Source organism: Edaphobacter paludis (assembly GCF_039993895.1).
In the GTDB taxonomy this organism is placed as follows: Bacteria; Acidobacteriota; Terriglobia; order Terriglobales; family Acidobacteriaceae; genus Edaphobacter; species Edaphobacter paludis.
On record NZ_CP121194.1, the window covers coordinates 1,983,935 to 2,007,730 of the forward strand.

At 55.0% G+C, this 23,796-nt stretch carries 22 protein-coding genes and 1 tRNA gene; 18 read left to right on the forward strand and 5 right to left on the reverse strand.

Translation table 11 applies throughout. The features are described from left to right. Positions 1–7 precede the first annotated feature (7 nt). From P4G45_RS08115 to P4G45_RS08160, 10 genes are all read left to right on the forward strand, one after another. Positions 8–559 (forward strand): hypothetical protein, encoded by a 552-nt coding sequence (locus P4G45_RS08115; RefSeq protein ID WP_348269166.1) that lies wholly within the window; start codon positions 8–10, stop codon positions 557–559. A gap of 183 nt (positions 560–742) precedes the next feature. Next, a complete protein-coding gene (locus tag P4G45_RS08120) occupies positions 743–1,207 on the forward strand; it encodes an SRPBCC family protein (RefSeq protein WP_348269167.1) in 465 nt (154 codons plus the stop codon). 368 nt (positions 1,208–1,575) lie between these two features. Further along, a complete protein-coding gene (nadA, locus tag P4G45_RS08125) occupies positions 1,576–2,154 on the forward strand; it encodes a quinolinate synthase NadA (RefSeq protein WP_348269168.1) in 579 nt (192 codons plus the stop codon). After that, the gene (locus P4G45_RS08130; protein WP_348269237.1) at positions 2,114–2,791 is read left to right on the forward strand and encodes an FAD-binding protein; all 678 of its coding nucleotides are present in this window, start codon (positions 2,114–2,116) and stop codon (positions 2,789–2,791) included. The genes nadA and P4G45_RS08130 overlap by 41 nt, the downstream gene beginning before the upstream one ends. Positions 2,792–2,920: 129 nt before the next feature. Further along, positions 2,921–3,385 (forward strand): carboxymuconolactone decarboxylase family protein, encoded by a 465-nt coding sequence (locus P4G45_RS08135; protein ID WP_348269169.1) that lies wholly within the window; start codon positions 2,921–2,923, stop codon positions 3,383–3,385. Positions 3,386–3,457: 72 nt separating this feature from the next. Continuing rightward, positions 3,458–3,823 carry a hypothetical protein gene (locus P4G45_RS08140; protein ID WP_348269170.1) on the forward strand — a complete coding sequence of 122 codons (366 nt, stop codon included), beginning with the start codon at positions 3,458–3,460 and terminating at the stop codon, positions 3,821–3,823. 96 nt (positions 3,824–3,919) lie between these two features. Then, entirely contained in the window at positions 3,920–5,416 is a 1,497-nt protein-coding gene (locus tag P4G45_RS08145; RefSeq protein WP_348269171.1) for an FAD-dependent monooxygenase, read from the forward strand. Positions 5,417–5,500: 84 nt separating this feature from the next. Further along, positions 5,501–6,295 carry a class I SAM-dependent methyltransferase gene (locus P4G45_RS08150; RefSeq protein ID WP_348269172.1) on the forward strand — a complete coding sequence of 265 codons (795 nt, stop codon included), beginning with the start codon at positions 5,501–5,503 and terminating at the stop codon, positions 6,293–6,295. A gap of 461 nt (positions 6,296–6,756) precedes the next feature. Then, complete coding sequence (locus P4G45_RS08155; protein ID WP_348269173.1) at positions 6,757–7,941, forward strand: alpha/beta hydrolase; 1,185 nt, start codon at positions 6,757–6,759, stop codon at positions 7,939–7,941. 224 nt (positions 7,942–8,165) lie between these two features. Next, the gene (locus P4G45_RS08160; protein ID WP_348269174.1) at positions 8,166–8,393 is read left to right on the forward strand and encodes a DUF4113 domain-containing protein; all 228 of its coding nucleotides are present in this window, start codon (positions 8,166–8,168) and stop codon (positions 8,391–8,393) included. Between the two features lie 212 nt (positions 8,394–8,605). On the opposite strand, the gene P4G45_RS08165 is transcribed toward P4G45_RS08160, so the two are convergent. Beyond that, a complete protein-coding gene (locus P4G45_RS08165; protein WP_348269175.1) occupies positions 8,606–9,229 on the reverse strand; it encodes a HAMP domain-containing sensor histidine kinase in 624 nt (207 codons plus the stop codon). A 635-nt stretch (positions 9,230–9,864) separates the two neighbouring features. Here P4G45_RS08165 and P4G45_RS08170 point away from each other — a divergent pair. From P4G45_RS08170 to P4G45_RS08195, 6 genes are read left to right on the forward strand one after another with little or no spacing between them, the layout of a single operon-like run. Continuing rightward, positions 9,865–10,734: an STAS domain-containing protein gene (locus P4G45_RS08170; protein WP_348269176.1), complete on the forward strand. Its 870-nt coding sequence runs from the start codon at positions 9,865–9,867 to the stop codon at positions 10,732–10,734. A gap of 5 nt (positions 10,735–10,739) precedes the next feature. Further along, positions 10,740–11,135 (forward strand): STAS domain-containing protein, encoded by a 396-nt coding sequence (locus P4G45_RS08175; RefSeq protein WP_348269177.1) that lies wholly within the window; start codon positions 10,740–10,742, stop codon positions 11,133–11,135. Then, positions 11,119–11,520 carry an anti-sigma regulatory factor gene (locus tag P4G45_RS08180; protein ID WP_348269178.1) on the forward strand — a complete coding sequence of 134 codons (402 nt, stop codon included), beginning with the start codon at positions 11,119–11,121 and terminating at the stop codon, positions 11,518–11,520. Before P4G45_RS08175 ends, P4G45_RS08180 begins: the two co-directional genes overlap by 17 nt. A gap of 6 nt (positions 11,521–11,526) precedes the next feature. Continuing rightward, entirely contained in the window at positions 11,527–12,531 is a 1,005-nt protein-coding gene (locus P4G45_RS08185) for an ATP-binding SpoIIE family protein phosphatase (protein WP_348269179.1), read from the forward strand. After that, a complete protein-coding gene (locus tag P4G45_RS08190) occupies positions 12,528–14,660 on the forward strand; it encodes an ATP-binding protein (RefSeq protein WP_348269180.1) in 2,133 nt (710 codons plus the stop codon). The genes P4G45_RS08185 and P4G45_RS08190 overlap by 4 nt, the downstream gene beginning before the upstream one ends. Further along, on the forward strand, positions 14,653–16,113 hold the full coding sequence (locus P4G45_RS08195) for a response regulator (protein ID WP_348269181.1): 1,461 nt from the start codon (positions 14,653–14,655) through the stop codon (positions 16,111–16,113). Before P4G45_RS08190 ends, P4G45_RS08195 begins: the two co-directional genes overlap by 8 nt. A gap of 1,292 nt (positions 16,114–17,405) precedes the next feature. Here the strand turns inward: P4G45_RS08195 and P4G45_RS08200 are convergent. After that, positions 17,406–17,482 (reverse strand) — tRNA-Met (locus P4G45_RS08200). 165 nt (positions 17,483–17,647) lie between these two features. Between P4G45_RS08200 and P4G45_RS08205 the strand changes: the two genes are divergently transcribed. Together P4G45_RS08205 and P4G45_RS08210 are read left to right on the forward strand one after the other, a co-directional pair. After that, a complete protein-coding gene (locus P4G45_RS08205; RefSeq protein WP_348269182.1) occupies positions 17,648–18,919 on the forward strand; it encodes a BON domain-containing protein in 1,272 nt (423 codons plus the stop codon). 205 nt (positions 18,920–19,124) lie between these two features. Then, a complete protein-coding gene (locus tag P4G45_RS08210; protein ID WP_348269183.1) occupies positions 19,125–21,107 on the forward strand; it encodes a peptidyl-prolyl cis-trans isomerase in 1,983 nt (660 codons plus the stop codon). A gap of 106 nt (positions 21,108–21,213) precedes the next feature. Here the strand turns inward: P4G45_RS08210 and P4G45_RS08215 are convergent, their stop codons facing one another. The 3 genes from P4G45_RS08215 to P4G45_RS08225 all read right to left on the reverse strand — a co-directional run bounded on the left by P4G45_RS08215 (position 21,214) and on the right by P4G45_RS08225 (position 23,714). Then, positions 21,214–21,534 (reverse strand): Hpt domain-containing protein, encoded by a 321-nt coding sequence (locus P4G45_RS08215; RefSeq protein ID WP_348269184.1) that lies wholly within the window; start codon positions 21,532–21,534, stop codon positions 21,214–21,216. Between the two features lie 39 nt (positions 21,535–21,573). Next, complete coding sequence (locus P4G45_RS08220; protein ID WP_348269185.1) at positions 21,574–21,951, reverse strand: response regulator; 378 nt, start codon at positions 21,949–21,951, stop codon at positions 21,574–21,576. Between the two features lie 68 nt (positions 21,952–22,019). Beyond that, positions 22,020–23,714, reverse strand: a complete 1,695-nt coding sequence (locus P4G45_RS08225) for a response regulator (protein WP_348269186.1) — start codon at positions 23,712–23,714, stop codon at positions 22,020–22,022. Positions 23,715–23,796: the final 82 nt, after the last annotated feature.

Genomic DNA, 23,796 nt, shown 5'->3' on the forward strand with positions numbered 1-23,796 from the left:
CATTGATATGCAACCAAGACTGGAGGTTCAGAAGATCGCACGGCAGGAATGCCGCACAGTCATAGCCTTGGAAACGTACGTTAGGAACTCCGGGCGACGACTCGGTAAGAGGGTGTGCCCCCAACTGCAAACAGAAAGTGAGTTGGTCTCAATGGCCATCGAGGAGAAATCTATGAATTTAGGTAAACTGTTTCACCGCTTCCGCGTACCAATGCTCACCCTGGTAGTTTGCACCCTGGTGTTATTCGGCGCGCAATCTTCTTCGGCCCAAGAGATCACCGTATCAACGCCGAGGTTTTCTGTCGGGAGCCAACACTACTCAACCGGAACCTACAGGTTCACTCTTATCTCCACATGCTTTCTCTCCATTCGCAAAGTGGGTGGTGGAGACGAAAAGATGTTTCTGATACGGCATGAAGGCGACAGACAGCTGGGAGCAAAGGGTGGCCTGACCTTCGATGAATCCAAGGGACAAAGAATTCTTCGAGCAGTCTATATTCCGGGGGCAAACATGGCCGCCGAGTTGGTCGGAGACGAGATCGCGAGGAATGGAGAGTAGATCATATACGGCGGTCTTGACGAACTCTCTCCCTAAGGGGCGCGATCGGCAAGCGAGGTTCAACAGACCAATGAAGTAAGGACTGTGATCGAACTCACCACATCATACGATTCGCAATTAAACGAAGGGCGAATTGCTGATCCCTGGCCAATCCCGAACGTCCGATAAAGACAAGGAGCTGCGATGACTCTGGCAACTGAAGCAGGAACGGAAAAACACTTTGTAAATCCTGCCTTGCTTACCATCATCTTCGATATCGAGGCATCGTCCGATCGAGTGTTCACGGTGCTATGCAATGTTGAGCGCTGGCCCGAATGGACTTCAACGATGTCGAGTGTTCGACGAATTGATGACGGCCCTTTATCGGTGGGAAGTCGGGCGCAGGTTCGACAACCCGGATTGCGCCCGGCAATTTGGCAAGTCACCGAAATGGAACCAGGAAGGAGTTTTAGTTGGGCCACTCGCAGCCCTGGAGTGCACGTTACGGGGCGCCACCTCATCGAGAAGCGTGGGGCAAGCAGTAGGGTGACGCTGTCAATCGAATTCGCGGGGCTTCTAGGGCCGGTGGTCTCCCGCCTGTTTCGCAAGATGAACGAGCGGTACCTCACGACCGAGGCCGAGAGCCTCAAAACGCGCAGCGAAAGCTGAATGTTGGAAGCGAAGAAATATTTTCACTAGTTTTGAGCTCATCTGATATCTCGGTGCCGGCGCAGAAGCGTGAAACCGGTTACAGCCGGTTAGGTCCCCGGTTGTAGAGGAGCAGGCTTGACATCAATCGCAAAACTATCCAGCTGATTCGCATCGGCAAGTGGCCAGGAGGAGCAACCACCTGCACACCTGAATTAGCGCATTAACCGTGGCAACATGACAACGAAGGTTACGGTCCCGGTGCATCTGTTGCGGACCGCTCACCAGCGAAATCTCCCGTCTAGAGGAACATTCCTTAATATCGCTACGCATCTGAGGCGGAACTGCATGCGCACATTCACGCTGCGAAACGTGAGCTAGGAGAGCAAGTGATCATACTCGGTCACTTCTACCAAAGAGACGAAATCGTCCGCCACGCGGACTTTCTCGGCGATAACTTTCAGCTGGCTCACGCTGCCAAGAGCCGTCCAGAGGCAGGATACATCGTCTTTTGCGGCGTTCACTTCATGGCGCAGACGGCCGCAGTCCTTTCCGGTCCAGATCAGAAAGTAATTCTCCCAAACCTAGCGGCCGGTTGCTCTATGGCCGACATTGCAGACATCGATTCCATATGGGATTGCTGGGAGGATCTCACCGCTTTCCTGGACTACGAGGCTGGCGGGAAGCAGCGAGTGCTGCCGGTGACGTATATGAATTCTGCGGCGGGCATCGAAATCCTAAAGGATGCATGTTGGCATGTCCTGAACGCCGATGTTGTTGTGATGGCGAGTGGTGGCGCTGGTCAGGTCTTTCTCCACACTACAAACCCGCGTTGTGCGACTGGCGATGGATTTGCGATGGCATTTCGCGCCGGGGCGGAGAATTGCGGATGTGGAGTTCTACCAATTCCATCCAACCGCACTTGCGGTGGGGTCAACGTTCCTCTGTTCAGAGGCAGTGCGTGGTGAAGGCGCCGTGCTGGTGAACGCTGCCGGGCAACGGTTCATGCAGAGCGTCCATCCCGATGCCGAGTTGGCGCCGCGAGACGTTGTGGCACGTGGCATTGCAGTCGAGATGGCGGCCCAAGGTGGCCGGGCAGTCTGTCTGGATGCCTCTGTAGTGGAGGCAAAGCATGGCGCGGGATTCCTCGCGCATCGCTTTCCGACCATTGACCGTGCGGTGAAGGAGCGCGGGCTCGATTGGGCACACGAACCAATCCCTGTTACGCCAGCTGCTCACTATTGGATGGGTGGAGTTCGCACAGACCCGTTGGGGCGTACGAGCATTCCTGGGCTGTTTGCGGTAGGAGGGGTGGCGTGCACCGGAGTGCACGGCGCCAATCTGCTTGCTTCCAATTCACTCCTTGAGAGTGCAGTCTTTGCATGGCAAGCGGCCCAATTCTGGAACAGCAACAACTACGACCCAATATCAAAGAATGAAGAGCCGAACCATGCGATCCGGTTCTACGAACGCGAAGCGGTTCTCACAACGCATGTCGATCGTCTCGCACTCCCTTTCCCGCACCGAGTCGCGCACCGTCGTGACTTTCCTATCGCAAGCACCGCATGGCACGTTCGCTCGTCTACTCGCGGCGGCCTGTGTTGAGACGCCGCGCACGAGTACAGAGCTCTGTGACCGTGGCTTAGTCAGCTTGGAGTGGACCGCTCCAAATTTCAATTATGGTCCGGTTTGATGTCCACTGCACGCATAGTCTGAGAGTGAGAGGAGATTGATATGCAATCAAGACTGGAGATTCAAAAGGTCGCGCCGCAGGCATACCGCACAATGGCGGCGCTGGAAACATACGTTAGAAACTCCGGGCTGGAAGAAGCCCTGATTCTACTTGTAAAGCTGCGTGCATCGCAGATCAACGGTTGTTCGTACTGCATCGACATGCACACAAAGGATGCACGTGCGAACGGCGAATCGGAGCAGCGTTTGTATGCGCTCAGTGCTTGGCGGGAAACTCCGTTCTTCACTGACCGGGAACGGGCGGCGCTCAACTGGACCGAGGCGCTCACCTTGATCAGCCAGAGCCAGGCGCCGGACAGCATCTATGAAGAGGTGCGGGAACGGTTCAGTGAATTGGAACTAGTCAACCTGACAATGACCATCGTCACGATCAATGGCTGGAATCGTATTTGCGTCGGATTCAGAAAGGTCCCCGGAACGTATGAGCCGGCTTCGAAGCACCCATGATCCAAGAGGGAAGGGGGACGAGATTCACTGGACGTTGCGGATACGCCGTCGAATTCCTAGCGAGGAGAACATATGGAAACTCAGGAATACAAGAAGGGCCGTGAACTCTGCGAAAGACTTCACGGTAAACATAGTGGCGGCGCTCTAGTCGCAATGCTAGAAGAGATCTGTCCTGATTATGTCGACATGACAAATGGAATGGTCTTATGCCGCAATCACCGCAAGACCAGGCTTATCGATCGAAACCAAAGTATTACTCTTGCTTGCCTGCTGCATATGCCGTGGCGAACTCCCGCTGCAAGTGAAAGCTTACGTGGAGGCGGCTCATGGTTTGGGCATTTCGAAAGAGACGATCCTGCAAACGCTTCCAATTGCGGGATTTCCTGCAGTCACGAACGCATTTCTTTGCGCCAAAGAGGCGCTGGCCGCCTGAAATAAATTGTGGGCTCGACTGCAGCGTTCGTTACAGCGATTGATGTGCTCATCGACCTCCTAAGCAAGTGCGGAAGGGGAGGGCCGGAATCGGAGGAATCTATGAAAAACAACCGGAACAAGGTAGATATCTTGATCGTCGGTGCTGGACCTGTGGGCCTGTTCCTGGCAAATGAATGTGCTCGTCGAGGTCTGCAGTACCGCATCGTCGAAGAGCGCTCATCGCAGTCAGAATATTCCAAAGCGCTGGCCATTTTTCCGCGGACACTTGAGATCTTCGACATGGCGGGGATTGTAAACCCGTTCCTCGATGTTGCTAACCCGGTGAAGTCGGTGGCCGTAGTGACCCGCGATATAACGCTTGCCCGTTTGCGTTTCGAACCCGAGGAAAGCCCGTATGGATTCGTCGCAATGGTTCCACAGAACGTTACTGAAAGATTACTGGTTGAAGAGCTGAAACATAGAGGCGGAATGGTCGAGTACAACACAGCATTCTTCTCCGCCACGCAACAAGATGGTAATGTCGTCGTCACTCTCGATCACAACGGCGAGGTCGAAAGGATCACAGCTTCGTTCGTCGTCGGATGCGACGGGGCGCATAGCAAGGTCCGGAAAACGTTAAATGTTCCCCTCGAAGGAGGAGACTACGAGACTCCGTTCATGCTTGCCGATATTGAGACGAACGACGCTCTTCCCGGTGACGAACTGCAATTATGCCCAAGTGAATTCGGACCGGTCGCCATCTTTCCAATGAGCGCAACCCGTCGACGCATTGTGGCAACCATCGAGCAGCCGCAGGGAGATGCGCCCAACTTGGAACTCGTTCAGAAGATATTGCACGAACGGGCGTCTCGCGAGATTGAGGCTCATGCTCTCCACTGGAGCAGCTATTTCCGCATCCACCACCGGCACGCGGCCAAGCTGCGCGACGCACGGATCTTCATCGCAGGAGACGCCGCACACATTCACAGTCCATTTGGTGGACAGGGAATGAACACAGGCTTGCACGATGTCTGGAACTTGATTTGGAAGCTTGACCTGCACCTCCAGGGTTATCGATCTGAAGAACTCCTCAATAGCTACGCAGAAGAACGGATTCCCGTAATCAAGAGCGTCATCCAAACAACTGATCTTCTGACTAAGGCGATGGGGACATCAAGTGTGATCGCTCAGGCCCTGCGTGATGCTGCGATACCCATCGTTTCACGCTTAGCCCCCTTTCAGCACGCTTTTGTGGAGCGACTCTCGGGACTTGGCATCGCCTATCGTTCAAGTCCAATTATTGAGGGATCGGGCGAACGGTACTTGGACGATTCCATGCGTGGTGGTAATGGAATCTGCGGGCGCTTTTTGCTGGTTACCCAAGGCACCGAAGATCCGTCAATTACCGACGCAGCGAAGCTGATCTGCTCGGAATTCGATGATCTTGTCGAGTGGAAATCGTCGCGAGCTGACCCGCCAAAAAATGGGGTCAAGCTTGTCAGGCCCGACGGCTATCTGGCGTTCTCTTCACGGTGCGATGATGGCCTCGCTGCTATGAGTTCGGTACGGTCAATCCTGATGCGGGTGGCCGCACAACCGCAAGTTGCCACCGCTTAGCGAACTGTCAATAGGAGAGGTATTGAACCAGAGACGAATCGTTGGGAACGTGCGGATAGGGTTCCGCCCCTGGTGGTCAAAGTCATGACGCAACCTCAGAATATCTACGATAATCCAGAGTTCTTTCAAGGCTATCGGGAGCTTCGTGAAAGCGGCTCCAGTTTGAACAATATTCTCGAGCAACCAGCACTTTGGTCCATGCTCCCAGCGTCGCTGACTGGAATGCGCGTGCTCGATTTGGGGCGCGGTTTCGGCAACTTTGCCCGAAAGGCGCGACAAGGTGGGGCACGGCAAGTCCTTGGTATCGACATCTCAAAACAAATGCTTGCCTATGCAAGAGAATTAACCCTTGACGATGGAATCCAGTATCGCCGTGCCAGTATCGAAGCACTCGATTTGGGTAGCCAGCGTTTCGATCTGACCGTGTCGTCTCTCGCACTTCACTACGTCAGAAACTATGCAGCCGCAGTTGTGCGCGTGGCGCTTCTTCTGAAGGAAAGAGGGCGGTTCGTATTCTCAGTCGAGCATCCGATCTGTACAGCAATGGCCCAACAGCAATGGACACGAGACGACGCTGGCCAGGCGCTGTCTTGGCCCGTCGACCAATATCAGTCTGAAGGTGAGAGGCAGACCAAGTGGTTCGTAGACAAAGTTGCGAAATATCACCGCACGATCGAAACGTACGTGAGCGTGCTTATCGAAAATGGATTTTGCCTGCGCGGCCTCCGCGAGCCGAAACCCGCAGTTGCGACGTCACCCTTGATTCCCGACTTGGATCTGCACCGGCGTCGCCCCCCGTTTCTAGTTCTTTCGGCCGACCTACAAAGCGCAAGTCCTCGAAATGAGCAGGCAACAAATCATAATCGGAGATCAGCGTGATTCACTCGGATTCATCACTAAAGAGCGCAATGGGTTCGTGGATGTGCCTCAACCCAGAAGTTCTCATTCGAAGTGGGCCCTTAACAACGGCGTTTATGCAGATTGGACTGACCGACTTTCGTTCTGCAGCTCAATGGGTGTGTTCACTTCCATACGGGAGGAACTCGAACCCAAATGAGCACATGGTCGTGTTCTTCGAAGGCCATGGTACATGTAGCACAAAGCACGCACTTATCTGCCGGCTGGCGATTGAGCAAGGTCTCAACATGGCACTAACCGTCGGGATCTATGAAATGACGGAAAGCAATACCCCAGGAGTTGGAATCGTGCTGGAAAAGTATGGCCTCGAAGCAAGTCGTACAGGACCATGAACTCAATTCAAGTGTCATTGCCGCTGGTCGGTTCCTGTTTGAAAATCTGGATGCGTACTGCATTCACAGCAATCCTATAGGAGATGTTAGGTGAAAAAGAATCGTTGTTTCCACGGTTGTGCGCTTTTTGTATCTTTACTGGCCTGCCAATGCGTCGCGCAGACGCAGACAATTCAATCCACTGCAGCGGCGGAACAGCCTCAGCAGAAAATGATGTCGCGGCAGAAGGTGACGGACATCATCGCTGCATCGCGGAAGATCGTCTCGCCGAATGGCGTCGAAGAACTTCTGCCTGTACAGATCAATGGGATCACGCAGTGGTTATCTATTCGCGGTCGAGATCGTCGCAACCCAATTCTGCTATTTCTCCATGGCGGACCGGGATCTCCGACAATGCCCGCCGACTACACCTTTCAGAGCCCGTGGGAAGACTACTTTACCGTCGTGCAATGGGATCAGCGTGGCGCCGGAAAGACCTACGCCTCCAACGATCCCAAAGCGCTCGCTTCGACCATGACGGTGGAGCAAATGACGAGCGACGCGGAACAGGTCGTTCTGTACCTGCAGAAAAACTATGGCAAGAAGAAGATTTTTCTGCTGGGCCATTCCTGGGGAACCGTCCTTGGTGTTGCTTTAGCTCAACGACATCCTGATTGGTTCTATGCCTATCTGGGAGTCGGGCAGGTAGTGAATGACGAAAAGAGCGAGGAAGAGGGTTACCAATTTGCCATGCAGCAAGCGAAGTCCCATAACAACCTTGAAGCAGAAAAAGAGTTGACAGCGCTCGCTCCATATCCAGGAAAGCTTACGTTCGACCGGATCGGGGAGGAGCGCAAATGGCTGATGTACTACGGCGGATTGACCTACGGGCGGACCAATTTCTCCTACGACGGTAATGCATGGTCTCTCTCTCCTGACTACACACAGAAGGATCTGGATCTTGTGAACGATGGCAGTTTCTTCTCTGTGACGTACCTTCTTGGAGCGCTCGAGGCCGTGGATTATGATTCCGTGACAAATTTCAAGTGTCCGATCTTTCTTTTTGAAGGACGGCACGACTATACGACGTCTCATACACTGGCGGCGGAGTGGTTCGCGCGCATCCATGCTCCGTCAAAGAAGTTCGTGTGGTTCAATAACTCCGCTCACATGGTGATGCAGGAAGAACCTGGGCGCTTTCTCTACCACCTGATCACCGATGTCCGTCCCTTGGCTGCGAAGGCTGGGGATGTCCCACCGGGTGATGAGCAAAGCGTCTCTTTGCAGCAGCAGTAGCAGGCGCATTGATCCCACTCACCATGCACGGCCGGAGGTCCGAGTGGTGACGGCTGGGCATGACGACCTACCTTGTTACGGGCACGGCGGCGGCCACCGCGGCCCGCGAGCGGAAGCGAGCTTCGTTAGCCTCACAGAACCTTCTACTGTGTATATAAACCGCCCACCTAAGGCGAGTGACGTGGAATGACAATTGTTGTGGATTTCTTACTGCTGTAAGGGTGATGTTGAACGAGTTGATTGATGCGAAAGCCTCATCGGCTCAGATGTTCCCTCCGCGTGATCCGCAGAAATCAGCACGGCTGATGAACGCGATGGATAACATTAGCGGCCGTTTGGGACCAGGGATGGTAATTCCGGCTGTGTCTGGCATCGACCGGCGCTGGAGGGCCAAAGCAGAATTCCTGTCGCCGCGCTATACGACCCGGCTAGAAGAAAGAAATCGTGACTGACACAGCTTAGGACGGCGCCGACTTCAATCCTTCGTAGTAGAAATTCGGTAGACAACCAGGATTTAGAAGAAGCCGGTCAGTTGCTTCAGGCGCGCTTGCTCGTTGAAACAAGCGAAGGTATGACCGCCGCTGAACCCGTAGCCGTCTCTGTTGTACATCGTCCATTCCAATAAGAGCTGACCGTAGTGGACAAGAAGTCCGTTGCTTCTAAACTAGCAAGCTGGCAAGGAGATTCGAAATGCTGTGCCACTCCTGCCCTGTCGAATACTGCTTCGGGTCTTCAATCTGCCGTGATGGCCTTCGACGATCGACTTCGAGATAGCCAGGCCTAAACCTGTTCCCAGATCCTGCTTGGTGGTGAAAAATGGCTCGAATATCTGAGAGAGAATCGATTCTGGGATTCCGTGGCCGTTGTCAGCGACCATAATGTGAATCTCTTGTCCTGCTTTTCGAATACTGAGCGCTAGCGATCCTCCAATTGGAAGGGCATCTAACGCATTCCCAACAAGATTGGATAGGACCTGGAGCATCTCCCCGGCGTGCCCGTTGATAGCTGCTTTTTCGGGAAATACCTTCCGAACCTGCAGGCTGTTTGTTGAAATTTTGTGTTGATGTACGCGAAGCGCCGCCTCTGCGACCAGGATCAGATCGATCGGCTTCATCTCCGAAGACTTTCGATAGAAAGTGAGCGTTCTCGTTGCGATTTGTCTTACGGTTGCGAGCTGCTCTGCAAGCAAGCGTGCATATTGGCGCACCTTTGCTGGATTTTCGGCTTCCTCGTCAATCAAATAGGCAAGATTTCCGGCCGCGTCAAGAGGATTATTGATCTCGTGCATGATAGCCGCGCGAAGTATCCCGCTGTGGCCAGGGTTTGATTTTTGCGCGATGTCTCGACAATTTCGATCCACTTGGCCTGATCATATAACGCTTCTACCATGACAAATCCCCGTTTCCAGAAGAGGCTCTGGACTGGAGAAAACGTCTGCGAGGCGTTTTGTGAGCTGGAGAAAAAGTACCTCCACTGACCAGTTTCTTCACTTCCGACAGAAGGAGACAGTTTTCAATCCTAATGTCGCGCACCAAATGTTGGATGCATAAATGCTGGCTTTAGTTTTCAAATGCCTCCAAATAGCGAACGCACCAACTATTGGAACGGGTTTCATCTACAAATCGTTGCAAGAGCGGGAATCACTGGGATTCGATCAACAGGTCGCCACCGGTGTCCATAGTAGGGCCAAGTTCTATATCTGAAAGGGTTGAAGAAGACGGATTTGGCTCCTCGTCCGTTTCGCGTCGACGAGCCCAGTCGGGGACCTGAACGACACTCTCCTTTCCATATTTCAAGGTCATTCAGCGGCCCACTGAACGGATATAGCAACCACGGTTTAGAACCATCGCGATGTGTCTGAAAAATGACGAAATGATGTGCGAACAGTAAGATTGAAGTTCTGTGCAAAAAAGGAGCCGATGAATGAGCGCGTTTCAGCAGCTAGTCCGGTCGAATGAGTCAGGAATTCTCACTGGCTGGATACATGAGATGTCCAGTACAACGCGCCGTAGCGACCTTATGGACGACGCTGATTTGAAGCAACAGGCAGCGGAGTTCCTGCGGCTGTTCACAGACGCCGCGCAGTCCGGCTCTGACGTCCAAGCTCAGGAGTTCGCAGCGACCAGAGAATTTCTGAAAGCCATCGCGAAGTCCCGTATGGAGCAGGGGTTCTCTCCGGTAGAAACGGCTATGTTTGTTCTTTCCTTGAAGCAACCAGTTTTTAATGCTCTCAAGGACGCTCTTAAGGCAAATGCGTCCGAACTGGTGACAGAGATTTGGCTGTCAGGAGATCTCTTGGACAAACTTGCGATGCTGACTGTCGATATCGCGATCGTGTTTCGTGAGCAAACGATTAGCCGGCAGCAAGAAGAGATGTTGGAACTCTCAACTCCCGTAGTAAAGTTGTGGGATGGGGTCCTCGCGCTTCCGCTCATCGGGACCTTGGACAGCGCTCGTACACAAGTCGTCATGGAATCGCTTCTCACGGCCATCGTAGAGACCAACAGCCAGGTCGCCATCATCGACATCACCGGCGTTCCGACCGTGGATACCTTGGTGGCACAGCACCTCATCAAGACCATTACAGCTGCGCGTTTGATGGGCGCGGATTGCTACTTGAGCGGCATTCGCCCGGCAATTGCCCAGACTATTGTTCATCTGGGCATCGACCTGATTGATGTTCAGACTAAAGCTAAACTTTCGGATGCGTTCGCGGTGGCTCTACAGCGCCTCGGCAAGACCGTCGTATCAATAAAGACTTCGGCAAGTCACGCGCCCAAGGGTAGGGAATAAAACAAATGGATCGTATCCCCATCCTAAAATTTGGCGACTGTCTTCTCGTCACGATCCAGGTGGATATGCACGACGAGCTCGCGATGTCTTTGCAGGAAGATCTGACTGCACAGATCGCGAAGTACGCTTCGCGGGGAGTGCTCATTGACATCTCTTCGCTTGAGATCGTCGACTCCTTCATCGGGCGCATGCTTGCAAATATCGCAGCCATGTCCCGTGTACTGGACGCGCAGACGGTGTTGACCGGCATGCAGCCCGCAGTAGCCATCACACTGGTCGAACTTGGTATGTCACTTCCCGGCATCAAAACCGCGCTCAACATTGAGCGCGGCATGGAACTGCTTAAAGAGTATGTGAAGCAGGAGGTTGATGCCGAGGACGTCGATGACACTGAATCGTGAGACCCATCTCATCTCGGTTTCGGACGATGTCGTCCGCATACGGCAGATCGCCCGAGCTTGGTGCGTGGAACTAAAGTTTAGTCTCGTCGATCAGACTAAATTCGTAACGGCAGCGAGCGAACTTGCGCGCAACACATTGGAACATGGCGGTGGTGGCAGGATGAGCGCCGAGATTGTTGAAAATGGAGCGCGACGCGGTCTCAAACTGGTCTTTCAAGACAACGGACCAGGGATTTCGGATTTAGAACTAGCACTCAAGGATGGCTATACAACGGGCGGCGGCATGGGGCTCGGTTTGAGCGGCAGCAAACGACTTGTCAATGAATTCGATATCAAGAGCGAACCGGGGCAGGGCACGACTGTCACGATTGTCCGCTGGAAGTAGCGAGCCTTGCAACATCATCAGAAATCGATCGCGATCACCGATCGCAGCTCCATTGGGGAGGCGCGCCGCTCCGCAATTCATGCGGCGCAGACACTCGGCTTTGACGAAGAGCATCGTAGCAATATCGGGATCGTTTCTACGGAAGCCGCGACCAACATGCTGCTGCACGGACGCGAGGGGGAACTGCTTATCTGCCCGAATCTTTGCGTCGACGGCGCATGGCTGGATTTGATTGCGTTGGACTCTGGTCCGGGAATACGTGATGTAAGCCGGGCTATGGAAGACGGTTATTCCACAATAGGCACTGCCGGTCAGGGCATGGGAGCCATTCAGCGCATCTCTGACACTTGTTCGCTCTATTCGGCAGTAGGTAAAGGAACAGCGTTTTGGTGCCGCTTCGTCCGCGGCCGAATACCCGCGACAGCGAATGTGGGAGTGGTGAGCCTCCCCATCAAGGGCGAGACGGTTGCCGGCGACTCCTATCTGGTATTGGAACGACATGGCCGGACGATCTACGTGGTGGTGGATGGTCTTGGACACGGAGCCGGGGCGACAGAAGCGTCGCAGGAGGCAGTCACTTCAGTCGAAAGACATTTCGAGCAGCCAGCCACAGTCATCATTGAACGGGCTCATGATGCGTTGAAGAAGACGCGGGGAGCTGCGCTTTCAATCGCCATTTTCGAATCTGCAGATCGAACACTAACGTACGCGGGAGTCGGCAACGTCAGCGCCATCGCCGTGACCGCGTCCGCCTCGCGCAGCCTAGTGACGCAGAATGGAACTCTTGGCGCAGTAATGCCACGCTCTCCGCAGCAATATGTATATCCGGTTGAGCCGGACACAACCCTCATCATGTTTTCTGACGGCCTAACATCCAAGGTCAGCCCGGCTGGCTATCCTGGCATTCTCCATCGTCCTCCCGGACTCCTGGCAGCCCTGCTCTACAGGGACTTCAGCCGCAGGCGGGACGATGCTACGGTACTGGTCGCAAAGCTCGGAGACAGGTCATGAACAGGCACATCCATAGTGTGAATCTGACGACTGAACGCGAGGTGGTCAGCGCCCGGCAGCAAGGCCGCACCATCGCCAGCGCCCTCGGCTTCGATCATCACGATCAGATTCGCATCGCCACAGCTGTGTCGGAAATTGCAAGGAACGCGTTCCGTTACGCGAAAGATGGGACAGTCGTCTTTAGCGTTGACCCTCAGGTACGGCTGTTCCGCGTCACAGTAACCGACCATGGCGCTGGAATCCCCCACCTTGATGTCGTGATGGAAGGATCATACCGATCTACAACCGGCATGGGCATGGGTATTTTGGGTACAAAGCGTCTGATGGACGAATTTTCTATCGATACGACCCGGTTGGGTACCGCCGTCGAGTTTGGAAAATTTCTCCCAGTCCACAGTACCGCTCTTGGTGAAGATGATCTCCAGAGACTCATCGCCGAAGTTGCACGGCAGCATCCGGCTGCGCCGATCGACGAGTTGCAGACGCAGAATCGTGAGTTGTTGCGAACGCTGAACGAGCTTCGTGAGCGCAAAGAGGAACTGGATCACATCAACGCTGAACTCCAGGACACCAATCGCGGCGTTGTAGCGCTGTACGCGGAGCTGGATGAGCGTGCCGACTACCTGCGAAGAGCGTCCGAACTGAAGAGCAGCTTCCTGTCCAACATGTCCCACGAGTTTCGTACGCCGCTCAATTCCATGCTGGCTCTGACGCGAATGCTGCTCGAAAGGCTTGATGGAGAACTGACTTCGGAGCAAGACCAGCAGATTCGCTTTATTCAGCGCTCGGCAAAAGAACTTTCAGAGATGGTGGATGACCTCCTCGACCTGGCAAAGGTCGAAGCGGGTCGGTTCAAGGTGAACGCCAAGACTTTCGACGTGAGTGAGCTGCTTGGGGCGCTTCGAGGGATGCTGAAGCCCTTGCTGGCCGAAAGCTCGCTGAATTTGGCCTTTGCATACGCTGAAAAGCTGCCTCCCCTGCATACGGATGAACAGAAGATATCGCAGGTACTGCGTAACTTTATCTCGAATGCAATCAAATTTACGCCGCACGGGGAGGTGCGTGTTTCGACACGCGTCGTTGATGATGAGATTGAATTTTCTGTCACGGACTCCGGTATCGGCATTTCCGAGAGTGATCAGCGCATCATCTTCGAAGAGTTTTCTCAGATCGACAGCGCGATGCAAAAGAAGGTGAGGGGAACCGGCCTCGGTCTGCCTCTGTCAAAGAAGTTCGCCGAGTTGCTAGGCGGTCGAGTGGAAGTGAAGAGCGCAATGGGCGCGGGCTCTACCTTTTCCCTGATCGTTCCGATTGTCTTCAACAGCTCCTCTGCCTCCGTAGAGCCGGTCGTCCCTCTGCTCGATGCCGACAAGAAGCTCATCCTCATCGTGGAAGATAATGCCGAAACGGCATTTATCTATTCCAAATATCTCTCGAAGGCGGGCTTTCAGGCTCATTGCGTCTCGACGGTGCAGGCGGCCGAGGAACTTATCACCAAGATTCGGCCGGCCGCCGTCATTCTGGATGTTCTCTTGGGTACCGAGACTACTTGGGATTTTCTGCGCGAGATCAAGAAAGAAAAAGAAGCAATTCCTGTATTGGTGATGAGTGTCACTGACGATGCTCAGAGAATCTTTGGCTCCGGTGCCGATTCGTACCTCCTCAAGCCGTTTGTGCCCGAAGAAATGATTGCCGAAATCCTAAAGTTGACGTCGCCGTTCGAACGCATACGTATCCTCATGATCGACGACAACGAGGTCTCCCGGTACCTGCTTCGGGGGCATATACCGGAGACACGTTACGAAGTCTTCGAGGCGAGGGATGCCAGGGAAGGGCTTCGCATGGCACAGCAACTGATGCCCGCGCTCATTTTTCTCGACTTTTATATGCCGGATCTCAACGGAGCAGAAGTTGTTCGCAATATCCGCAACTCCAAAGACATCGCGCAGACCCCGGTCGTCTTGCACTCCACCAAGGTCCTCGATGCCGAGGAGCTGGAGTATTTTCGCGAAAACTCCATCACCATTTTCCCCAAGCAGACTCTGACTCTGACAGACTCGTCCGTCCGGATTCGCTCGCTCATTGAAAGTCTTACTGCCCACGGGAACGAGGAGGAGCCTCGTGTCTGAACTAGAAAATCGCGGGCGCGTTCTGATCATTGATGATCGAGAGGAGACCCGCTACATTTTCCGACGAATCCTGGTTCGAGCAGGTTTTGCAGTCGAAGAAGCAGCGACTGGCAGTGAGGGATTGGTGAGAGCACTGTCTCTACCAGACATCGTCATCTCAGATGTGAATCTCCCCGACATGCTCGGCTACGAGGTGTGCAGGAGACTGAAATCTAATCCTGTCACGGCCAGCATCCCCGTGTTGCAGATATCCGCATCTTTCGTTTCAGACGAGAGCAAGGTCCAGGCACTGAAAGAAGGGGCAGACTCCTATCTGACGCAACCCGTAGAGCCGACTGTGCTTGTTGCGCAGGTTGAGGCGCTTCTACGGTTGCGCCGCGCGGAGTCCCTTTCGCATCACTCGGCTCTGCAATGGCAGACCGCCTTTGACGCCTTGAATGATGGCCTTGCGCTCGCAGATTCAAACGGACGCACGATTCGTGTAAATGCGACCTTTATGCAGCTTCTTAATTTGGTCGCGGCGGATATTGAAGGGAAAAGGCTCGCCGATATCTTTCAAGCGAATTTTCAGATGAGCTTGGAGAGCTTGCTGGAATCGAGTGAAAGAGGCCAACTTGGAGAGCTTTCATTCGGGAATCGTTGGTTTAGGGTGCGTTATGACACGATCAAAGCAAATCTTGATATGGAAAGTGGCTCGATTCTGATCCTGACCGATACGACGGATCATCGAAAACTGCAAGAGATGCTGAAATTGAGTGAGCGGCTAGCGGCTACCGGTCGGCTGGCCCACATCATCGCGCACGAAATCAACAATCCGCTTGAGGCGATGTCGAACCTGCTTTATCTGGCGGCAAACGGATCGAGAGAGAATTTTCCGGAAACCCAAAGCTACATAAATCAGGCATCAGAAGAGCTGCTGCGCATCAGCCGAATCACAAAGCAGGTGCTGGCTTTCCATCGCGAGTCGACGTTGCCCACGATGTGCGCGGCCAACGAAATGATCGAAGGTGTCATCGCGCTCTTCCGTATTCATGTCGCGAAGCAGAACATAACGCTGAAATCGGATCTTAGATCCAACGATCAGCTACTGCTCCACTCTGGTGAAATGCGACAGGTATTCAATAATTTGGTCACGAATGCTTTGGACGCTATGGGAGTATGTGAGGGTACGGTGTTGGTACGCTGCATGCGTTCCGTTAGCTATCCGGACGGCGTACCAGGGGTGCGCTTCCTCTTCAGCGATTGCGGAAGAGGAATTCCGCCAGAGGCTTTGCCTCGGATCTTTGAAGCGTTCTATACCACCAAGGATTCGAAGGGCGCCGGTACCGGTCTGTGGCTGAGCTCTGAAGTAGTAGCCAAGCACCAAGGGCTGATCCGCGTCAGGAGCAGAACATCAGGGTCTTATCGGGGTACCCTCTTCGACGTTTTCATTCCTTTGCCATCTGCAAATTAGCCGTTGTAAATTAGCGTTGCAAGTATCCCGCTCTGATTCTAACTTTGCAATTATCGCCAATCCACCGCTGGACGACGCCTTCCAGCAGTATGCCTGGCAAGCGTAAAGGCAGAGAATGAAAGCCCGTTAAGACGACCTTATAGCAGAGCTCCGCTGTCCGGTTTAGCTTTGACAGGAAGAGATCTAAATGGCAATGCATTCTACTCATACCGTTCCTGCGCTCGGCGACTTGTTGCGATGGATACGAGCCGTTCCTCAGTCTCACGACCAGCCTCTTCGCCTCCCCGTGCCAATGCGGATGCAAGCGGACCTTCGTCGCCTCCCGTCAAACACACCAGACCAGAAGCGTATTGCCGGAGATCGGCGCAGGCAGCGGCGCCCTCCTGTTTGGAAGTCTTGCGCATCTTGAATTGCGTGATGAGCTGACAATGATTCTGCTATCCCTCCCGGGATTCGCAGAGCAATGGAATCCGAGCGGGTTCTTCCAATGTGTTGGTGTGGGAGCCAGATCGGCGGTGTGAGACGAAGTCCCATGTCCGATACAGCGAAATGAAAACGAGCGGAGCCATAGACTCCGTTCCGATCCACCAGGGCCATAGCACTCTCTTGGGCATTTGAATGAGGCGAGTAGGCAGAATTGGCACACGGCACTTGATGCTTGGGGGCTCTTGGGCGAGCGCGGTAGGCGAAAATGGCGCACAACCCAGCTCTCGACACTGCTTTAAGTCCTTTGGATTACCGCCTACTGTGCAAATAAACTCCCTACTGTGTATATAAACCGCCTACCGAAGGCGAGTGATCATGTTATGTACTGATGCCGAGAATTCCAGAAGTCATAGGCGGGACGTAAGCAAAGAGCACGCATGGCTTCGCGATTCCCAGTGACCGGCAGCGCTCCTTACCAGTTTTTCCGGCTTGAGCAGCCCCCTGCGCTTCTCGCGTGTGTAGAACAACGAAATTGCCTGCAGAAAGTCTGTGTTCGAAACCTCAGCAATGATTCCGGATGCAGTTCCTTCTCTCCATTCGTACGGACGCCAACATACGGCACGTCACACATACCGAAGCCTCCTAGACGATGCAGGGGCACCCATCGGAGTCCAGCAGAAGCTCATGCGGCACGCGCAGGTGAGCACGACAATGGACATCTATGGATCTGCTTATCTGGAGTCGAAGAGGGCAGCTAATGGGAGCGTCGTCAATCTTATCTTGGCTCCAAAACAGATTGGCCAGAACCATGCCACCACATGAGTTCTGGCTTATCTTTGGTTTCTATCGGTTCGGAAACCCCTAAATGGTTGCGGGGGTAGGATTTGAACCTACGACCTTTGGGTTATGAGCCCAACGAGCTACCGGGCTGCTCCACCCCGCTCTTTGAATATACCGCTATTTGAATGGAAGGTCAACGCACTCCAAAAGCAGGAATTAGACGAGGTATTTGTGTTGTACTGGAGTAACTTTTTTTCGCAAACTGCGTTTTTATAGATTGGCAACTGTGCCTAATAAATTTGGTTTGACAGTCGCCACGAGGGAAATCATGCAACAGTGGAAGTGCTTTCAGATCTCAGGTCTCGTGCTAGGTGTTCTGCTAACGGCTGGCGGTGCGGCGACCGCGCAGGAAAAAACGGCGATAGTGCCAGATGCGCAGATTGAAGCCAACGTTTTGAAGGCGTTAGCGGCCCAACCTCAGCTGGCGGATCAGGCGATCAGCACGACCACTGTTTTTGGTCAGGTCACACTCACCGGGACGGTGCGGGATGAGGCCTCCCGAGACATGGCCGAGAAGGTCACGTCCGATGCTCCCGGAGTCAAGAAGGTGATCGACCAGCTGGCCATCGGCACGGTTGCGGCTGAAGGCAGCCCCGCACCGGATCAGGGAGCCGCAGCCGAAGGCACTCAACCTGAGTTGCAGTCAGATGGGACCTATGCGCCAGCACCCAATGGGCAGCAACCGGACAATCAACAGAACGGAGAGATGGGCGCCGCTGGAGTACCCCCGTCGAATGGCCCAGAGAATGGACCTCAATATGGTCCGGCCGGACCTCCTCCTCCGCCACAGGAAAGCCAGAATCAGCCCGAAGGCCAGTATCGGCCACCTTACAACCCGTCCAATGGCCCGGCGAACGGCCAGGCGCCTCCTCCTCCTCAGTACCGGAGACCCTATCCTGCGCAGCGGGGTGGGGAAGCGGTTGTCGTTCCCAGCGGCACGATGCTTCGTGTCCGGGTAAATGAGGGAATGGATAGCAAAAACACTGCACCGGGAACGATGTTTGATGGTGTTGTCATCAACGATGTCGTCGCCGGAAATGCAGTCGCGATTCCACGCGGCACAGCGGTGCAGGGAAAAGTTGTGGATGTGCATAACGCCGGTGCATTGAACGGAAAAGGAGAGCTGGCGCTGCAACTGACACAGATAACGCTAGCTGGTCAAACATATCCGATCGTCTCCGATGCCTGGAGTCATCAGGGTGCAGACAAGACCGGACAGACCGTGGGCAATGCGGTTGGGTTGGGAGCGTTTGGTGCTCTCATCGGAGCCGTGGCAGGCGGTGGCCCGGGAGCGTTGGTTGGCGCCGGACTCGGCGGGGCTGCGGGTGTCGGCGTTTCGGCTGCGTCCCGGCGTGGCGAAGCGATGGTTCCGCCCGAAGCGATCCTGAACTTTCGTTTGGCTCAGCAGGTGCCATTGACGACTGTCTCGCAAGATGAGATGAATCGCCTGGCATCCGGTATCCAGCCAGCGCGGCAATTGCAGCGGCGTCCTTATGCCCCGCCCTATTACTACTATGGCCCAGCTTATTACCCTTACTAGAGGGTGCGTTAGACAAGAGTAGGCAGTGAGAAGCAAACCAGTTGGATGAATTCAGGCGCTGGCTGATTTATACTTGTAGCTTGCCCTGCAAATGGCTCGGTGCACGTCGAAAAGACATGCGGCCAGGTCACGCAAAATCCCGGGCACGCGGTCGCCTTCCGGCATGGAGGGCGGGAACGCGCGAAGTGAAGGTCTTTCGTCTAGCATGATTCGTATTCTGCAGCAGGACAACCGCCTCATCAAGATCATCTTTGCCGTCATTATTACCGTGGCGTGCGTCACCATGGTGATCACGCTTGTTCCCGGCATCTTCGACAATGCTGATACCACCGCTGGGCCGAATGGCACCTTTGCAACGGTTCGCGGTCCTGGCATCCTGGGGCGGTTCACCGGCGAAAGCATTCCCATCAAAGAAACAGATGTGGAGCAACTGGCGCAGCGACAGTTGCAGCAGCAGCACCTTCCGGATTTCCTCATGCCGTACATGACCCAGCGCGCCGGGCAGGTGCTGGTGCAGCGAGCGATCCTGAAGCGTGAAGCAGACAAGATGAAGCTGCAGGTGAGCGACGAAGACCTTCGTCGTGAGTTGCAGACTGGGCCCTTCGCGCAGTACCTCTTTCCCAATGGGCAGTACATCGGCGACGACGGCTACATGAACTTCGTGCAGAGCAACTTCCAGACCAGCCGCAGCGACTTCGAGTCCAAGGTGAAGAGCGACTTGGAATTGAACCGGCTGCAGGCCCTGATTACGGGCGGCGTGACGGTCCCGGACAGCGCGGTTCGCGAGGCTTACCGGGTGCAGGGAACCAAGGTCAAGTTTGATTACGCTGTGATCTCGTCTGACGATTTAGCCAAGACGATCAATCCGAGCGACGCGGAGTTGCAGTCCTTCTTCAAGGCGAACCAGGCCCGCTATGCCACAGCGATCCCCGAGACTCGCAAGATTCAGTACGTCGCCTTCGACGCATCGAACCTGCCCGGCGGCAAGCCTCAGATCACCGATGCCGAGGTGCAGGCTTACTACAAGCAGCATCAGGATGAGTACCAGGTGAAGGACCAGGTCAAGGTCCGGCACATTTTGATTGCCGTTCCTCAGGGCGCAGATGCCAAGACGGATGCCGCAGCCAAGGCGAAGGCTGAGGATGTGCTGAAGCAGATTAAGAGCGGCGGCAACTTCGCCGAGCTTGCCAAGAAAAACTCAGATGACCCGGGAAGCAAGGACCAGGGCGGCGAGCTCGGCTGGCTCGACCATGGCAAGACGGTTCCGGAGTTTGACAAGGCCGCCTTTGCATTGGCTCCCGGACAGACTTCCGATCTAGTCAAGACGCAGTTCGGTTATCACATTTTGCAGGTCGAAGATAAAAAGACCGCTCACGAGCGGCCTTTGGAAGAGGTAAAGTCGGAGATTGTTCCTGTGCTGGAGCAGCAGAAGGCTGGAGCAGCCGAGCAGAACTTCGCGACGCAGTTAGCGGCAGACGCAAAGAAAGAGGGTCTCGACAAGGCTGCAGCGGCAAAGGGTCTGCACGTCGTTACGACCGACTATGTAGCCAAGGACGGCGTTATAGCCGGGCTGGCTGATGGATCTGCTCTGTTGACGCAGGCTTTCGCTACGACAAAGGGAGCGGCTCCCGCGGCGGTTTCGACCGGCAACGGCTTCGCGGTATTTCAAGTCGAGGATGTGAAGACGGCACACGCGCCGGACTTTGCCGACTATAAATCTCACATTCTTGACGACTACAGAGAACAGCAGTTGCCGCAATTGCTGAGCACCCAACTCACTAAGCTGGATGACCGGGCCAAAGTTCTAAATGACCTGAAGAAGGCAGCCGCTGAAATGAACGTTCCAGTGAAGACCAGCGACTTCGTCTCCAAAGATGGTCAGGTTCCTGATCTGGGCGCGATGAGCGGCCCGGGCGCAGTGGCTTTCTCGCTAGCCAAGGGAGCCATCTCTGGACCGATTAATGCAGGCAGAGTAGGAGTTGTCCTTACGGTCCTCGACAAACAGGAGCCGACTGCGGACGATATTGCCAAGAACTTTGACAAGATGCGAGCGCAGTTGATGGGAGAACGTCAGGATGAAATCTTCCGCGTATATATGGGAAGCCTGATGGAGAAGTACGAGAAGGGCGGGGCAGTGCGGTATTCGAAAAAGCCGGCTGAACCAGGTCAGGCCCCCATCGGCGGTTAGAATCCTGTAGTTTTGCAGTAAGGCCCGGACAGATGTCCGGGCCTTGTGTTTTTAGATCACCTTGGAAGCTGGATGCGATTTCGCGAGCGCTTCGGTTGAACCATAATTATTTGCCGAGTAATGTCTGACGCAGCTCTGTCGTCAACGATGTGAGGTCACTGTGAGAATCGGAGGTTAAGGTCTTCAGTATCTGCTCCATTTGACGGGCGATCTCCGTGCCATGGTGGTAGCCGAACATTCCGAGAGAGCCGGAGAGTTTGTGGGCGACCTCGAAGGCCTGCGCCCGCAAGGTTTCACTCATCGTACCCGATGCAGCTTCCGATGCGGCGCGGTCGAGAAGGTCGAGCCGTTCGTACAGCGTGGGCAGATGGCGTTCCCACATGCTTCTCAACAGGACATCGATTTTAGCTTCTTCTTCTGGGGTCATTGGGGAATCTGCGGCGTTGCTGAGTGGCAATCTGACTCGCTAGTCTTCTTTCCAGCCAAGCGCCTCAGATATCTGATGGGCCAGGGTCAGAGGATCGAAGGGCTTGAAGAGAATTGCGGCCAGGCCGAGGCTGGCGAAACGGCGCTGATCTACTCCTTGCACCTTGGCAGTGAGCAATAGAACGGGGATGTGGGCGACGAGTGGATTCTGCTGCATGTTGCGGAAAGTGGTTGGGCCGTCTACGCCGGGCATCATGACGTCCATGAGAATTGCATCGGGTTGCTCGGCAGTTGCGACCGCGATTCCTTCGACGCCGGAACCGGCAGTGAAAACCTGCCAGCCAGCGGTCGCCTCCAGCGCGAGCGCGGCGACTTCGCGGATATCGTCCTCATCGTCAATGATCAAGATGCGTCGCATAAGCGTGCCTATTCTCTCATGCTACCCGAAGGATTGCCGATAACCGTGCAGCTTCGCCGGAGACTGGTTCACGCTGACGGGCCGACCGGAGCGAGGTCGGAAAGTTTCGAGCGCAGGCGCTGGACCATTGAAACCACAAGTTCCTCGACCTCCTGCGGTTGAATACGTGCTTTGGTGAGGAACTCGGTGGGACCGAGACGGAGCTTGGCCATTTCACTATCTGAGACTTCGCGGCCCGAGTAGACGATGAGCGGCAGCGCGCGAAGCTTGGGTTGCTGACGGAGCCACTCGACCAGACTGAAGCCATCGCCGTCGGGAAGCGTCAGATCAAGAATAAGCAGGTCCGGGGGCGAGTCGATGCATTGCCGGATTGCCTCCTGCCGCGTGGCAGCGTGGCAGATCTTTACGCTGGCGCTCCGAAAGCTGGCGAGTACGACGTTAGCCAGATCGCTGTCATCCTCAATGAGCAGAACATTGGCTGGCCCTTCGCCATGATGCAAGACGCGGCTCAGTTCGGCGAAGAGATGCTTTTCGTCGAAGGGTTTCTGCACCCATCCCTGGGCGTCGCCGATAAATTGCGGGCGCAGTGTGGAAGACAGGACGCTGAGGACGACGACAGGGATGTGAGCGGTGGCAGGATTGTTGCGGAGGTGCTGGAGAGTCTCCCACCCGCTGAGTCCCGGCATATACAGATCGAGGAGAATGGCTTCAACCTGATGCTCGGCGGCGAGGACAAGCGCTTGCTGGCCAGAGTTGGCTTCGATGACGGTGTAACCCTGACGCTGAAGGTGCTCAGAGACTACAGTGCGGATTCCGGGATCGTCGTCGCAGATCAGGATAGAGGCGTGAACAGGAGAAGACGGTAGCGAAGCAGGTTGAGCCACATCGCTCGCTCGCGTGACCCGAGGGAGCATGACATAGAACGTGGCTCCGGGGCCGAGGTTACGCTGCGCCCAGATCGATCCACTGTGCTGCTGGACGATGCTGCGGCAGATGGAGAGACCGAGACCAGTTCCGCCTTTTTGGCGGGCGTCGGAGGGTTCGACCTGCTGGAAGCGGTCGAAGATGCTGTCCAGCTTGTCGCTGGGAATGCCCCGGCCTTCGTCTGAGACCTTGAGCAGGATGGAGTCTGAGGATGCTTCGGTGTAAATGCTGACGGTCGACGCTGCGGGCGAGAACTTGATGGCGTTGGAGAGCAGGTTGGTGAGGACCTGAAGGATGCGGTCAGAGTCGCCGTCGAAGAAGAGGCCTTCTTGCGGACCAGCCGGCGTAATGAGTTGGAGGTGAACGGTGTTCGCGTCGGCCATCGGCTTCATGGTTTCGATGGCCTGCTTGCAGAGGTCGCGGAGAGAGCAGCGGCGGACCTGAAGCGGCGCGCGGCCGGATTCCATGCGCTCGATATCGAGGATGTCGTTGATGAGGCGGATGAGACGATCGGTGTTGGTGACGGCGATGCGGAGGAGGTTTTGTGCCTTGGCGTCGACATTGCCGATAACGCCGGAGGAGAGCAGACCGAGTGCACCGCGAATACTGGTAAGTGGCGTGCGTAGTTCGTGGGATACGGTAGAGATGAACTCGTTCTTCAGGGTGTCAAGCTGCGAACGTTCGGTAAGTTGGAGATTGTGCTGATGCTGCTGTTCGCGGGCCTGCGTGAGCTGGACAGAGATGTCCCGCAGATTGCGTCGGGCGCGAAGAGCGACGAAGGCAAGAACGGCGATGAAAGCAAGCAGTACAAGATATCCGGCAATGAGGAGCGTGTTCATTTGAGGCCCGTAACTCTATAGTAACTTCCTGGCAGCGTAATAGTAACGCATTGACTATGACTGTTAGATGTATGGAATCTGA